A 14301-nucleotide genomic window follows, 5' to 3' on the forward strand; every position below is an offset into this window, starting at 1 on the left:
TGATGCGGTCCCGGCGGTTCTTTTTTGTGGAGCTTGGCCGGTTGTGGTGCTTTTGTACAGTAAAGCGGTGAACAGGGTATGTGTTATGCTGTTGATTAGGTATAAATGCCCGATTTGCCCGAAAAACAATAATTTTCGCCCGAAAAAGGTCAAATTTCGCCCGAAAAACTCATCGGCATAGCTTACCCATTGGGTGTAAGCTGCTATAAGATGCGAAGCGGAAGCCTTTGATACCCATTATTATTCACATTACGTTTCTGAACCAGGCTACTGTTTTATTTTTCCACGCGTTTTATTATATAATGGATTTGATAGTTCCAATATTAGGAGGAAAACGATGAAAAAAGTACTGCTTGCAGGCGTGGTCTTGCTCGTGATGCTGTTAACCAATCCAAGCAAGGACGAGTATGTTCAATGGCTGACGGACAAGGCGAAAGAAAAAAGCAATAATTCACTGGTGAATGCAGGAATTCAGTTGCTCGGACCCCATATTTTTTCGGCTGTTACGAAAGAGGATAATTGGCTTTTTATCAGCTACTATGATACGAAGATTCAGAATCATGAAATAAAGGCATTGGGCCTGTTCAAGCATTTCATTCCACTCTCTGAGCAAAGCTAACGGAAGATTGCCGCATGAGATTTTTTCCATTATGATATAAACTCGTGTTCATCGGGAACTTATCTTGTGACTATGATAAAATAGAGTTATTCGTTCATTTTTAAGGTACAGTATAAATTAATCGAGGTGGATTACATGACTCAAACGGAACAAAGGAATCAGCATGATCAGGCATTATATGAATATCTAAATGAAAATATGCCGAATATCACGGAGGATTGGCTTCAGCGAAGGACAATGGAAGCTGGATCGATTTATTCTCTCAACGCCAATAAATCCATCGAGCGGCTATTGCGCGAACAAAATACTCGAACGCTTCTTACTGTGAGTGAAATCTTGATTGATAATGATGCTTTTGAAAAAAGCATGAAGGACTGGGCTATTGATGTCGCAAAAAGCAGGGTAGAGATGGATACGCCTGTTTATGAAGTGATGGCAGCCCTCAGCAGAGTAAGAGAGTCCTATTGGCGTTATGTTGAAAAATTTTCTGCTGAAAATGAAGAGATAGAAAAAGAGGATATCTTAAAATGGAGCAACGTTATCCATACAGCATTTGACCGTTTGATTAATAGCTTCGTAGAGTCCTACTATAAAATTACCAGAACCAGACTGTATGCCCAGCAAGCTCTAATAGATGAATTAAGTTCTCCCGTAATTCCCATCATGGATCATATTGCGGTGCTTCCACTCATTGGCGACATCGATACCAAGCGGGCAAAAATGATTCAGGAAATTATACCAAGCAAATGTGCAGAAGCCAATATTCAGCATCTGTTTATCGATCTATCGGGTGTAACGATTGTGGATACGATGGTGGCCCAGCAAATTTATCATCTGACTCAAATTTTAAACCTGCTTGGCATTCACTCCACAATCTCAGGCATACGCCCTGAAGTAGCGCAAACGTCCATTCAGCTGGGACTGGATTTCAGCAGAATTGACACCTTCAGCTCATTAAAGCAGGCGTTAGGAAAATTGGGTATTCGCTGGGAAGTCTTTGATCAAACTGCCAAAATCTAAATAAAATGAGAACAGACTGCCTGGCTTCGGCCGGGTTTTTTAATAGTTGCAAAATAGTAGTTAAGTCTCCAGAATTTAGTATAATAGAATAAGAGAATCTTTGGAGGTGCACACTTTTTTGAAAAAAATAAGGTTGTTGTCAGCTGCTCTAGCCACGGTTTTTTGTTATTCCGGCATTCATTTACTACCCGTATCCGCTTCAACTAACACAGGTACACTTGTCTCCAATGCCATAAAAGCCGGAAAGGTATTGTCAGATGCTACTGATGTGGACCATAAAGCGAATGGAAGCAATGTTCCGTAAAAAGAATATAACGATGCCAAAAGCAAATACAGTTCAGCTTTAAATGCTGTAAAAAAACTGTCTTCCGGCAAGACTAAAACGGGCTACTTAAACAGTTTAAAAATTGTCCAAAATGAAATTACTCAAGGAAGCCACTATATTGATGCCGTACATGCCGGGCAATCGCAGGCAAAAATTAGAGCACTCGTGGAAAATGACAGCAAGGCTTCAACCATTACCACACAGCTCCTTAAGGACTATTCTTCCTTAGCTTATTATGATAAAAAATATACCCCTGTATTCAAGGCGGTGGTTGGAACCAAGACACGAAACACCATCATTAATATGTACCCAAGCCCGGCTGAAAAAGACTTGGCCGCTTTAGCCACACCTGTAAAAGTCAAAAATGCGATTCTGTCTGCTGAAGGGTTAATAAAGAACAGCCCGTCCAAGCTGGCTGATCAGTACAAGATTATTGTTTTTAATATGGATCAAGTCACACAATCCAGCTATAAGGACCAGCTGAAAAAAGACACAGCCTTTCTGGCGGCGTCTATTCCTTCAACGTATAAAACCGGACAGCTTGCCGCATTGATCCAAATGGAGCCTCAATTTGAGCAGCTGGATGGATTGGTCTCTAAGTGGAAGTCAGATGCTTTAGTACCAGGCATTTATTCATCCATCACATCAGAAATGAAAAGTTTTTCAGGAACCGACCAATCCAACCTGCAAAAACGTCTATCTGATATCATGGACCGGCTGAAGGCAAGCCCTGCGGACATCAAGAATATGCTCGATCTTGCTGCACGAAAATACGGCATTCCCCCGGAAATTGTAAAATCCATTGCTTTGACGGAAAACGGAAGCCTCACGCAATTTACCAGCAGCGGCGATGTGTTCACAAGCTTGGACAGTGGCTATGGTATTATGCAGGTTACACCTCTTTCTCCTTCGGACTCCAGCTATGACTGGAATCGTGTGAAATATGACCTTCAATATAATATTGAGACGGGTGTCCAAATTCTTAAAGAGAAATGGGGATACAAATCCCTGCCAACAGTAAACCATCAAAATATAAACAGCCTCGAGGATTGGTATTTTGCAGTCATGGCGTATAACAGCGTGTCTCAAGTGAATACTCCGGGGAACGGAAAAGCTTATCAAGATAAAGTCTACAGATATCTGTTTAATGATGCTCTGATCGAAGGCGATACTTTTACAAAACCGGTCATAAAAGAACCGGTTACCATGAATGGTACTCAGTTTAACGCCGCAAGTTATACAACAAACTATCAGCATGTCTCCACACAAATGCATCAAACAGGAGATAAAGTGACCCTTCTAAAAGGAGCTCGTTTGAGGCAAAGTACGTCTACAAACGCACAATATATTACTTTATCTGTATCCCAGCAGGTTTCTCTGGCCAGCGGCCCAATTGAGGACAATACACCTTCTAACTTGTATTGCTGGTACAAAGTGTTGTACAACGGAAAATCGTATTATGTAGCATCCATCAATATACAGTAAAACGGGGCCGTGCGCCTCGTTTTTTATTTTTATTTTAACCTGCTGAATTCTCCTCATTCACCCTTACATTACCATTTTTAAAATCATATTTTTTGCTCATTCTAAATAAAAAGAAGGCTGTTTTATGCATATGTCACGAAAAAAGCCAAAAGGATGAACGGGAGGGAGTCAGTTGCCTGTACGATTGCTAGTGTTAATGATTTGGAATTATCTTGATCCTGTTTGTAATTTTTTTCGGCGGCTTGAATGGATAGGCGGAGACTCCCGGCAGGATTGTGTTTTCAGGGTCCGCCTCACTACCTATAAGGGGAGAGAGCTTTTTTTACAGGACGGCTCTGTCATTAAAAAGAACGATTGCCTTGTTAAAATTCATCTTCATAATATCCGGATTTTAAAGGAAGTAAGAAGGATCAAAAGCCCTTTGCAGCGGGCACGAGCCATTTACCGAATGGTGGAAAAATCAATGCCTCTGCTTGCAGACTATATCTCAAACCATCCACAAAAGGACAGCATTAAAGGGATTATCGGTATAACCATGCTGGATAAGGGTGTCACGCAGCTCGGTTTTGAAAAAGCATACCCAAAAAGCAGACTGTATAAGATGTTTAAAGTGCTGACCCAGTTTCCCATTTTTTTGCTGGCCTCTACATCCCTTTCATTACGGCACATCCGCAGCCAAAAAACAGTGTATCTTGTAATGGCAAAAGAAAAAATGGTGTCGAAATACCATGCTGCCCTTGAGGAGCTTCAGGAGGTTAGCGCAGTGTCGGCGAATGCAGAGCAGTGAATGCTCTATCTACTACTGGATAGGACATTCCGCTGTTTAAGCTCCATCATTATCGTAAAAATCTGGTTAAAATTACTAGTATGCGTAATAAAATTGTAATGCTGGTGATATCTCCCTGTTACTCTATTTTTGTAAAGTAGGTTTAGATAAAACACACAGGGGGAAAACAAAGTTGTTAAAGAAAATTTTCACATTCTTGTTTCTTGCTACTATTATTTCCACGGTCGCCGTTTCACCATTTGTAAGTAAAGCTTCTACCTATCATACTAGAGCTGTTTCCGTTGCAAAATCCAACTTGGGAGTCAAATATGTTTGGGGCGGAATGTCACCAAGAGGATTTGATTGCTCGGGATTAGTTAAATATTCTTACGGAAAAGAAGGAAAGGTCTTGCCACGTACCGCTGCTTCTATGTTTACTGAAGGAAAAAGAGTTTCAAATCTTGCGGTGGGAGATTTAATGTTCTTTGCGGATAATAAAGCAGAAAGACCTACACATGTTGCCATGTATATGGGGAACGGAAAAATGATACAAGCTGCTACGTCACATGGCGTGTCCATTGCTTCTATCAGTAACGTTTACTGGAAACCGCGTTATGTAGGTGCAAAGCGTATCTAACAATATACCGCCGCATGGGATGCGGCTTATACTATGGAAAAAGGGCAATGGAAGCCCTTTTTTTGTTACGTATTAAACTTCTCCCACTCCTCACGAAGAATGCCCATGCGTATAGAGTCAAAATAGTTTCCCTCATAATAGCGGACCTTTCGGATGCGTGCCTCCATTTGCATGCCCAGTTTCTCAGCAACACGAATCATGCGCTTGTTGCCGGACCAGGTAGTGAGCCCGACACGTACTAAAGGCAGGGTGTTGAAAATATGCTGCATCCAGAGTCTGAGAGTGCGTGTTCCCAGCCCTTTGCTCCAATCATTGGATTTATAGAGGGCAATCCCCATTTCCAGCCATCTTTTCTGCTCATCTTCAAAATAATAGGAAACTGTCCCATACACCTCTTCATTCACAGTAATCACCCAATAATTTTCTTTCCCGATCCATTTTGGCGCTGTCTTTTCCAAGAATTCCTCAAAAGGCATTGATTTATGTGGAAAATAAGGAGCGTCCCACTTTTTCCATTCGGGTGCCTCTTCCTTATAGGAGAGCTCCCACAGTCTTTTTGCATCCTCCATTCGGATGGGGCGGATGGCCAGTTCTTGATCCTGATACATCGTATTCCTCTTTTCAATATTGTTTTTTTGATTGAAAAGAAGAGATGGAAGACCTCTTAGTTTTCAATCCTTCTATTTTTAAAGGTGATGTTTTTCATATTAATCATACCTTTCTGAAATCTACAAAAAGTGTACCACGATTTTGAAAAAATTTACATAACTTTGGCCATGCCCATTTTTAGGATTACCAGTTAGCGACTTAGGGAATAGGACCCATAAGGAAGCGCTGCTGCAAGGGCACGTTTTACAATCAGCGGCGCACAAATGCTTGAAAACAGGTACCTGAAAATAGGAGGAGCATTGATGAAACATCCATTACATATAACATCTGAAATCGGTGAATTGAAGACCGTCCTTCTTCACCGTCCAGGAAAGGAAGTGGAAAATTTAACGCCTGATTCATTAGAGAGGCTTTTATTTGATGATATTCCCTTTCTGCCTGCTATTCAAAAAGAGCATGATGAGTTTGCAGAAAAGCTTCGAAACCGGGATGTCGAGGTTCTTTATTTAGAAAAATTAGTATCAGAATCACTGTAGCAGGAGGAGATTCGGCACAAATTTATTGAGCAGCTTCTTTCAGAAAGCAAAGAGCGTTTAAATAGATCCTTTGAGATGGTGAAGGAGTACCTTACTTCTTTTTCTAGTGAAGAGCTGGTGGAAAAAACGATGGCCGGCGTGAGGAGAAGTGAGCTTGAAGAAGTGGAGGAGGTTCACTCCTATGAAAATATGGATTCAAAAAAGCTTTTCTTTCTCGATCCGATGCCCAATCTTTATTTTACAAGAGACCCTGCAGCGGTCATTGGCAATGGCATTACAATGAACCGCATGAACGAGGGGGCAAGGCGGCGTGAATCCATGTTTATGGAGTACATTATGAATTATCACCCGCGCTTCAGCAAACACGAAATCCCCGTCTGGTTCAACCGTAATGAGGAGCATTCATTGGAAGGCGGCGACGAGCTTGTTCTGAGCAGGGAGGCCATAGCGATCGGCATTAGCGCAAGGACGTCAGAGGAAGCCATTAAGCGTCTCGCTGCTCAAATGTTCGAAAAACAATGCCATGTAGAAAAAGTAATAGCGGTGGAAATTCCGAAATGCCGTGCTTATATGCATCTGGACACCGTTTTTACAATGGTTCACCATGATCAGTTCACCATACATCCCGGTATCCTGGATCATGAAGGCAAGATGAATATTTATATTCTGGAACAAGGCAAGAAAGGGGAAGGCATCACGATTCAGAAGCGAAGCAATCTGGAGGAGACGCTAAAAGAAGTGCTTCACTTATCGGAAATTGACCTGATTCCCTGCGGCGGCGGCGATCTGATTGCGGCTGCCAGGGAACAATGGAATGACGGCTCCAACACCCTTGCCATTGCACCGGGAGTAGTGGTTACCTATAACCGCAATTATGTCTCAAATGAGGTGCTCAGGAACCATGGCATTGAGGTCATTGAGATTTCAAGCTCGGAGCTGTCTCGCGGCCGCGGCGGCCCGCGCTGCATGAGTATGCCGATTGTCAGGAAGGACCTCGCCTGACTGGAGTATAAAAATTCCCCTGGATTCTTTTGTGGACCAGGGGTTCTTTTTAATCGTGCCAGCGTCTATAATCTCTATATACCAGCCTTTCCCTAAATTACTAATTGAAATTGATGGATAAAAAGAAGAGTAATAGTAAAATAGAAAGGGAATAGTAGATTATAAGACGAGGAGGTGCTGAGTTGAAAAAGTTATCCCTTTTAATATGCGCAGGGATCTTTTTATACTGCTTCATGCATCAGCCGAAAAGTATTAGTGATGCAGCTTCATCTATTTTTAAGGAGTCACCTGCAATATCGGCTGCAGTTTCTCATTTATCCCATTCTACATCGCCTGCACCTTCACCTGTGCTGACTGCTTCTGCAGCCTCTACAACAGTATCGAAGCATCCATCTTCTTTATATGAGGTCATGTACCAGGCGATGAAAAATGTTCAGCCAGAAGTCACATTGCAGCAGCCGGCTTCAAGCAGCTCAGTCGTTTTTAACCAATACCGCAAAATTCTTGATAACCAGCCGGAAATTTTTTACGTAGATGCCGTCTATTATTATTCCAATGGTGTCATTAAATTTAAGTACAAATATTCAAGGGCTGCCATTCTGAAAATGAAAAAGCAGTTAAACCAGCAGGCAGATAAGATTGTACGTCAAGCGAACCAGAAGAAAACTCAGTTTGAAAAAGTACTGCTCATCCACGATGCGGTTGTCAATTCCGTACGATATGATGAAGCAAATCTGGAGAAGGGGGCTTTGCCTGACCTGGATTATACAGCTTATGGTGCGCTGGTCAATAAATCAGCGGTCTGTGACGGGTATGCAAAGGCTATGACTTTGCTTCTGAACAGAGCGGGTATCTGGTCTGAGAAAGTAACTGGTACGGCCAATGGGGAAGACCATGCCTGGAACCTCGTGAAGGTCAACGGAAAGTATTACTACTTAGATGCCACTTGGGATGATCCGGTCTCCTTTGATAACACGGATATTCTGCGCTATAAATATTTCCTTGTGACGGGAAGCCAGCTGGCAAAGGACCATAAATGGAATCAGGCCAGCTATCCAAAGGCGACTTCGACCCAATACAGCCGTTTACAGCGCTTAACGGATTTTGTTCGTTACAATAACAGCATATATTATGTGAACAGCAGCAACAGTGAAATTTACAGAACTGATATCTGGGGTACAAAGCCTGTGAAGTTTTTGTCCACCCATGCTGCATCTTTAAAAATAAGAAATAACACAATCTATTACATTAACCGTGACAACGACAACTATATTTATAAAATCAACACAAATGGAACAGGAAACATGCCGGTTGTAAAAAGCACCGCTTTTACTCTTGGGATGCGCGGCGACATGCTAAAATATATGGATGCAGCCTCCAGCTTCCGAGAAGCCCGCATTTAATCGCTAACATGTGCTGATTGATCAAGAGCCGCCTCCCAGGCGGGAACCACCGCCTGGGAAGCGGCTCTCTTTCGTGCACTAACGTGTAAAAGGGGTCTGACCCCTTCTTTGCTTTAGAGCGATAAAGCGATTCGCGTTTTTAGTTTTAGATATGAAAGATTTGGCTTTACATCCTTTTTAAATTGAGCGAATATAGGAGAGGACCGGAGTAAGGGGACTTCCTTCTATGGCCGGTATATTGCTTTGCAGTGGCAGGGAGGGAATAGAAAGAGATTGTATGGGTCTTTGTACCTGAATTGCCCGAAAATCTCAAAACATCGACGATGGGGTGGATGGGCAAACGGTTTTTTCGGACTCCAAGCCCTTTTTTATCCCATAAATAGATGCCATCATTTTAGAACGAATTGTAAGAAAATCAGAACGAGAGAGGGGCCTCGACAGAATTGAAAAAACAAATGGCTGTCATAAAAATTTTATTGAGCGTCATGATTCTTCTTCTGTCGGTGGTCACCTACATCGGATACCGCTATTATGTGTCCGCTCATCAAAAACCAGCATTTTTTAAACCTATTGTATCGACTGAAACGATTACCAGCGGCTCAAATCAGCCTGACTCAGTCCAGCATTCTAACAATACAAAGAGTACGTCTGCAGCACCGTCAAAAAAAGCGCTCAATACCAAGCCTGCGGAAGCTTCAAACAAAAAAGCTGCAAAATCCGATACCAGCCACTCTAATCAAAATAAAAACAGCAACACGAAAACGAAGCCAAACCAGCCGACAGCCAACAAACAGCCATCCAAACCATTGACCGTCCAAGAAGCGCTGGAAAAAAATCAAAAGCAGTCTGGCAAACAGGCAGCCGGCACCAAACAAGAAAATTCAAACACAAACGTCGTGCAGCCCGCTGATCCAAAAGACGCGGTAGTACCGACAATTGGAATTACTGCGCCAACAGCACCGACATCACCAGTGATTCAGGCACCAAAACCATAAAAAGATTCTATTTCTTCACAAAAAAACCAGCTGTTCACAATCAACACAGCTGGTTTTTGCATTTTATAAGAATTCTTTTCGAATTGTTTCCATCCTTTGCGATGATTCCAATAACTGTTCTGAAATAGAGCGACTATCCTCCGTTAAGGATTCAACCGCTGCACTAATTTGTTCAAGGCTCGCGGAGGCCTCTTCAATAATGGCTGCAAGCTCTGTTGTGGAAACCTCCACCTCTGTGGAGTGTGCCGTTACTTCCTGGGAAAGGGCATCGAATTCTACGAACCGTCCCTCCATCTTGGTCAGTACTTTGGCTAATTTTCGGAAGTAATCAGCCACCTGAACACTGGATTCAACAGTCGAAAGAATTTTGCTGCTGCTGGCATCCATTTTATGATGAGCGGTTGAATTGCTTTCGTTCAATTCGCTCAGATTGCGGGTGATTTTTTCCGCGGTGCCGTTTGTCACCTCAGCCAGCTTGCGGATTTCATCGGCTACGACTGAAAATCCTCTGCCGGCTTCACCAGCTCTAGCAGCTTCGATGGATGCATTTAAAGCAAGCAGGTTGGTTTGTTCCGATATACTTTTTATACTATCGGCAAATGTATTTGTTTCCTCAATTTTCTTCGTCAGAATGGTAAAAGTTTTTTTCAATTCTCCTACAATATCAATTACGTCGCTCATTTCAAGGGAAAGCTGATTCACTGTTGTTTCGCCTTCCAAGGCAGTACGGTTTGCTTCTTCCACTTCGCTGTTTAATTCTGAAGTTACTTTGTTCAGCACCCTCATGGACTCAAAGGTAACCTGGGAACGATGACTGATGTCGGATATTTGTTCGCTTTGATTTACACTACCGGCAGAAATTTCTCCAATTGCCAGCTTTACTTCTTCCTGTGAAATCATATTTGTTTGGAGCTTTTCAGTTATTCTTTCAACATTTTCAAGAACGTTTTTCACGGTTTGGCTCATGTGGTTTTTTTGCTTTTCTTTGTTTTCGGCATCCATATTGGCTGCAGCGAGTAAAGTCCGAAGCTTTTCGTCCTGCTTTTTATTTAAGTAAATAAGGACGGTTAAAATAATGCCTGCTAGAACATAGCTAAGAAGAATGGTCGGGGCATTATCTTTTAGAACGCTTTCATTTAATGTCCCTTTGAAAAGAATATACACCATTTCGAGCAAACCTACTAAATAGCCGATTGAAAAAAGAACCAGATTAAACTGGACAGCAGAAAAAATGGCCAGGAAGAATACCATTATCATCAGGGTGATGCCGCCATGAAAAGTGATAATGGCGTAGCCTAAAAACAGATAGGCCAATATGACCGTTATGTAGGGATAAATTTTATATTTTTTTAAAAAGACCTGGAAGAGTAAAAACACAATCAGCATGGCAGCCCATTGGATGCCGTAGTTTAGAGTGGCCCTTGAGTCCTTTAACACCAAGCTTTCCAGGACGCCCAGCGTCAACGCAATCATATACGTTGTAAACATAAGGATATTTTTATGCTTTATATTCTTAAGTTGAATGGTAGAGATGGTTTCCAAAAGTATTCCCTCCTTTTGTACTAAATGTACCACAAAATACAATAAATTTAGACAAAAATAGATAAATTTTCTTATATTTCCTTAAAAAAATACCTAATTGGTGAATGTGTTTCGTGAGGAGTATGGATTTTTGTGAAAAAAGTCCTTCATCGAGCTAATGAAGACCAAAACCAGGTCAAGAAGAACGAGCAAAGTCCTTCATCAAGCAAATGAAGACCAAAACCCAGCCACGAAGAGCGAGCAAAGTCCTTCATCGAGCTAATGAAGACCAAAACCAGGTCAAGAAGAACGAGCAAAGTCCTTCATCAAGCTAATGAAGGCCAAAACTAGGCTAAGGAGAGAAAGAAAAGTCCTTCATCGAGCTAATGAAGGCCAAAACTAGGTTAAGGAGAGAAAGAAAAGTCCTTCATCGAGCTAATGAAGATTAAGTCTATATAATTGTGTAAAAAGAAAAGGGCCATATCAGCCCTCCATGTTACAATGTTTTTCTACCACGAAAAAACATAACAGGAGGACATGATAATGACCCAAATTAATTTTACACTAGACTTCGATAAACTTAAAGAGGAGATCGGAAAATCAGATCTAAACGATATTGTGAAATCCTCTATTGTCCTTGTATTGAATCAATATATGGAAATGGAAAGAGATCGCTATATACAGGCAAATTCCCATGAGCGTTCATCAGAACGGACCGATTATCGAAATGGATACTATGAGAGAGAAATGATTGTGAACGTTGGAAAAATCCGTCTTAAAGTGCCTCGGACAAGAAATGGCGAATTCGCTACGGACGTCTTTGAGAAGTATGCAAGATGTGATAAGGCTTTGCTTTTGTCTATGCTGGAGATGGTCGTAAACGGGGTGTCCACTCGTAAAGTCACGAAGATTATGGAAGAGCTTTGCGGAGAATCTATCTCAAAGTCCATGGTCTCTAATCTAACCAAAAAGCTGGATCCATTGGTGAATGACTGGGCAAACAGGCCTTTAAATGTCATGTACTTCCCCTATCTTTTCGTGGATGCCATGTATATTAAAGTTAGGGAGCACAATAAGGTTGTCTCTAAGGCGGTCTACATCGCGATGGGTGTCAACGAACAAAACAAACGTGAAATCATTGGGTTAAAGGTGGATCATTCCGAAAGTGAAACAAACTGGAGAGAATTCTTTGAATCCCTTAAATCCAGAGGTCTTCAGTCACCAAAGTTAATTATTTCAGATGCTCATCAGGGGTTGAAAGCTGCCATTACCAAAGCCTTCATTGGCACCAGTTGGCAACGTTGTACCGTACACATGTTGAGAAACATGATTCAAACCATGCCCCGTAAGGACTCGAAAGAGGCACGCTCTCAATTAAAGGCGATCTTTAAGTCCTCTAATTTGGAAGAGGCTAAAAAGCTTAAAGACGAATTTATGGCCACATATGAAGAACAAAAGGGATACCAAAAAGCCATTCTTATTTTAGACGAGGGCTTTGATGATGCCACACAATTTTATACAGAATCAGAGGACTTCCACATCCATCTCCGTACGACAAACGTGCTGGAGAGATTAAATTCAGAGATTCGACGGCGTGAACAAGTGATTCGGGTTTTCCCCAATCACCAGTCTGCCTTCCGCTTAATTGGAGCTGTACTGATGGACTATGCCGATACTTTAGATCTAGGTAACCGAAAATTCCTGCATCCTCAATAAGGACATTTTATTAAAAGCTTAACTAGGAAAGCTAGAGTAAGAAGATTTTGATTGAGGAGGGGGCTAGCCCCCTCCTCAACCAAAACCCCATACTCAGACGTATATTCGTGGTATCCATTGAACATGCTTTTTACACATAATAGTGGACTTGACTCTAATGAAGGCCAAAACTAGGTTAAGGAGAGAAAGAAAAGTCCTTCATCGAGCTAATGAAGACCAAAACCTGGTTAAGAAGAGCGAGCAAAGTCCTTCATCAAGCTAATGAAGACCAATACCCGGTCAAGAAGAGCGAGCAAAGTCCTTCATCAAGCTAATGAAGGCCAAAACCCAGCCACGAAGAGCGAGCAAAGTCCTTCATCAAGCAAATGAAGGCCAAAACCCAGCCATGAAAAGCGAGCAAAGTCCTTCATCGAGCAAATGAAGGCCAAAACTAGGTCAAGAAGAGCGAGCAAAGTCCTTCATCAAGGTAATGAAGGCCAAACCCCAGCCATGAAGAGCGAGCAAAGTCCTTCATCAAGGTAATGAAGGCCAAACCCCGGTCAAGGAGAGAAAGAAAAGTCCTTCATCAAGCAAATGAAGGCCAAACCACGATCAAGAAGAGCGAGCAAAGTCCTTCATCAAGCAAATGAAGGCCAAACCCCAATCAAGAAGAGCAAGAAAAGTCCTTCAGCACGTTCACATGAGACCCCAACTCAAAGGAAACAAAGTAAAAAATGCCACCCAACAAAAAAGGAACCAGCCCATGCGTACATGTCTGGTTCCTTATACCTTAAACTCTTATACTTGTGGCGGATATGCCTTCCAAGCTGAGAGATCCAGCTGCTCTTTCACGATCATAGAGGCTGGGAAAACAAACGTCCACGGCTTGCTTGTATGCGCTTTGACTTCGAAATCCTCGAGATTGAACCCTCCATGTGCCACCACTTCACCGGATGCATCCTCCACAATAAGGGGAAGGGATTCGATTTTAATGCCTTGATCGGATCCATTGCGCACCAGGAGGGTGATGTGCAGGCTGCCTTCTTCCTTGATGGCTGCTTGGAGCCCCATAAAATTGACTTCACCCGGCTTTGGCGGCTGAACCCGTTTTAAAAACTCACGCAGTTTTTCTTTGTCCTCTTCCGCCATTGACTGCTCCCAGCTCTTGGCAAGGTCAAGGGAATGCTGCTGCTTCAGTTCGAATGCCAGCTTCCAGCCTTCTGATGGCTGTTTAGTCGACAAGCGTTCTTCGATAACAAACTCAAAATGCCATGGGCGGCTGCTTTTTGGAGGGAGCTCTCCAAGCAAACTCAAATCAAACATACCTCTTGCCAGAAGCTCACCATCTGCATCAATCAGTAGAATGGGAACCTCATCAAAGGTGATGGCTTTTGAAAGGCTGCTCCTGACAAAGGCAGTCGCAGTCAATCTTCCATCGGCATCCTCATTCCATTCAATCCCTGATAACGAAATTTGGTTTGGCTTTAATGGCTGGCATTGATTGTTTAAAAAGCGCAGCACATATTCTTTTTCAGGTGAATCCATCCATCCCGGCATAATGGATAGTGCTGTTTCAATTTCTTCTTCAGACGTTTGAACAGCTGCCGCTTCTTCTGTCTTCAGCAGCTTTTCAGACGAAATGGTGCTGTCTTTACCGGACTTCTTATTTCTGCCTAAAAATAACACAA

General features: G+C 42.4%; 12 protein-coding genes and 2 pseudogenes. 11 read left to right on the plus strand and 3 right to left on the minus strand.

Annotated features, from left to right (window positions below):
- The first annotated feature begins 337 nt into the window (after positions 1-337).
- The 7 genes and pseudogenes from A5N88_RS20290 to A5N88_RS20315 all read left to right on the plus strand — a co-directional run bounded on the left by A5N88_RS20290 (position 338) and on the right by A5N88_RS20315 (position 4852).
- Complete coding sequence (locus A5N88_RS20290) at positions 338-619, plus strand: DUF4359 domain-containing protein (protein WP_066269402.1); 282 nt, start codon at positions 338-340, stop codon at positions 617-619.
- Between the two features lie 135 nt (positions 620-754).
- Positions 755-1639, plus strand: a complete 885-nt coding sequence (locus A5N88_RS20295) for an STAS domain-containing protein (RefSeq protein WP_066269406.1) — start codon at positions 755-757, stop codon at positions 1637-1639.
- A 118-nt stretch (positions 1640-1757) separates the two neighbouring features.
- A complete protein-coding gene (locus A5N88_RS20300; RefSeq protein ID WP_066269408.1) occupies positions 1758-1943 on the plus strand; it encodes a hypothetical protein in 186 nt (61 codons plus the stop codon).
- Positions 1944-1955: 12 nt separating this feature from the next.
- A pseudogene (locus tag A5N88_RS26205) lies at positions 1956-2276 on the plus strand (hypothetical protein); the annotation flags it as partial.
- 435 nt (positions 2277-2711) lie between these two features.
- Complete coding sequence (locus tag A5N88_RS26210) at positions 2712-3449, plus strand: transglycosylase SLT domain-containing protein (RefSeq protein WP_260525576.1); 738 nt, start codon at positions 2712-2714, stop codon at positions 3447-3449.
- Positions 3450-3621: 172 nt separating this feature from the next.
- Positions 3622-4236: a YkoP family protein gene (locus A5N88_RS20310; protein WP_232317602.1), complete on the plus strand. Its 615-nt coding sequence runs from the start codon at positions 3622-3624 to the stop codon at positions 4234-4236.
- Positions 4237-4408: 172 nt separating this feature from the next.
- On the plus strand, positions 4409-4852 hold the full coding sequence (locus tag A5N88_RS20315) for a C40 family peptidase (protein ID WP_083953239.1): 444 nt from the start codon (positions 4409-4411) through the stop codon (positions 4850-4852).
- A gap of 65 nt (positions 4853-4917) precedes the next feature.
- Here the strand turns inward: A5N88_RS20315 and A5N88_RS20320 are convergent, their stop codons facing one another.
- Positions 4918-5460 (minus strand): GNAT family N-acetyltransferase, encoded by a 543-nt coding sequence (locus tag A5N88_RS20320; RefSeq protein WP_066269414.1) that lies wholly within the window; start codon positions 5458-5460, stop codon positions 4918-4920.
- A 303-nt stretch (positions 5461-5763) separates the two neighbouring features.
- Between A5N88_RS20320 and arcA the strand changes: the two are divergent.
- From arcA to A5N88_RS20335, 3 genes and pseudogenes are all read left to right on the plus strand, one after another.
- Positions 5764-6999, plus strand: a pseudogene (arcA, locus tag A5N88_RS20325) (arginine deiminase).
- Between the two features lie 182 nt (positions 7000-7181).
- Positions 7182-8402: a DUF5050 domain-containing protein gene (locus tag A5N88_RS20330; protein ID WP_066269416.1), complete on the plus strand. Its 1221-nt coding sequence runs from the start codon at positions 7182-7184 to the stop codon at positions 8400-8402.
- Positions 8403-8845: 443 nt separating this feature from the next.
- Positions 8846-9397 carry a hypothetical protein gene (locus A5N88_RS20335; RefSeq protein WP_066269418.1) on the plus strand — a complete coding sequence of 184 codons (552 nt, stop codon included), beginning with the start codon at positions 8846-8848 and terminating at the stop codon, positions 9395-9397.
- 63 nt (positions 9398-9460) lie between these two features.
- Here the strand turns inward: A5N88_RS20335 and A5N88_RS20340 are convergent, their stop codons facing one another.
- Positions 9461-10939 carry a methyl-accepting chemotaxis protein gene (locus A5N88_RS20340; RefSeq protein WP_066269420.1) on the minus strand — a complete coding sequence of 493 codons (1479 nt, stop codon included), beginning with the start codon at positions 10937-10939 and terminating at the stop codon, positions 9461-9463.
- A 522-nt stretch (positions 10940-11461) separates the two neighbouring features.
- Between A5N88_RS20340 and A5N88_RS20345 the strand changes: the two genes are divergently transcribed.
- Positions 11462-12634, plus strand: a complete 1173-nt coding sequence (locus tag A5N88_RS20345) for an IS256 family transposase (RefSeq protein WP_066263701.1) — start codon at positions 11462-11464, stop codon at positions 12632-12634.
- Between the two features lie 777 nt (positions 12635-13411).
- Here the strand turns inward: A5N88_RS20345 and A5N88_RS20350 are convergent.
- Entirely contained in the window at positions 13412-14299 is an 888-nt protein-coding gene (locus tag A5N88_RS20350; RefSeq protein WP_066269422.1) for an accessory Sec system S-layer assembly protein, read from the minus strand.
- Between the last annotated feature and the right edge of the window lie 2 nt (positions 14300-14301).

It is taken from the genome of Heyndrickxia acidicola (assembly GCF_001636425.1).
Taxonomy (GTDB): Bacteria; Bacillota; Bacilli; order Bacillales; family Bacillaceae_C; genus Bacillus_AE; species Bacillus_AE acidicola.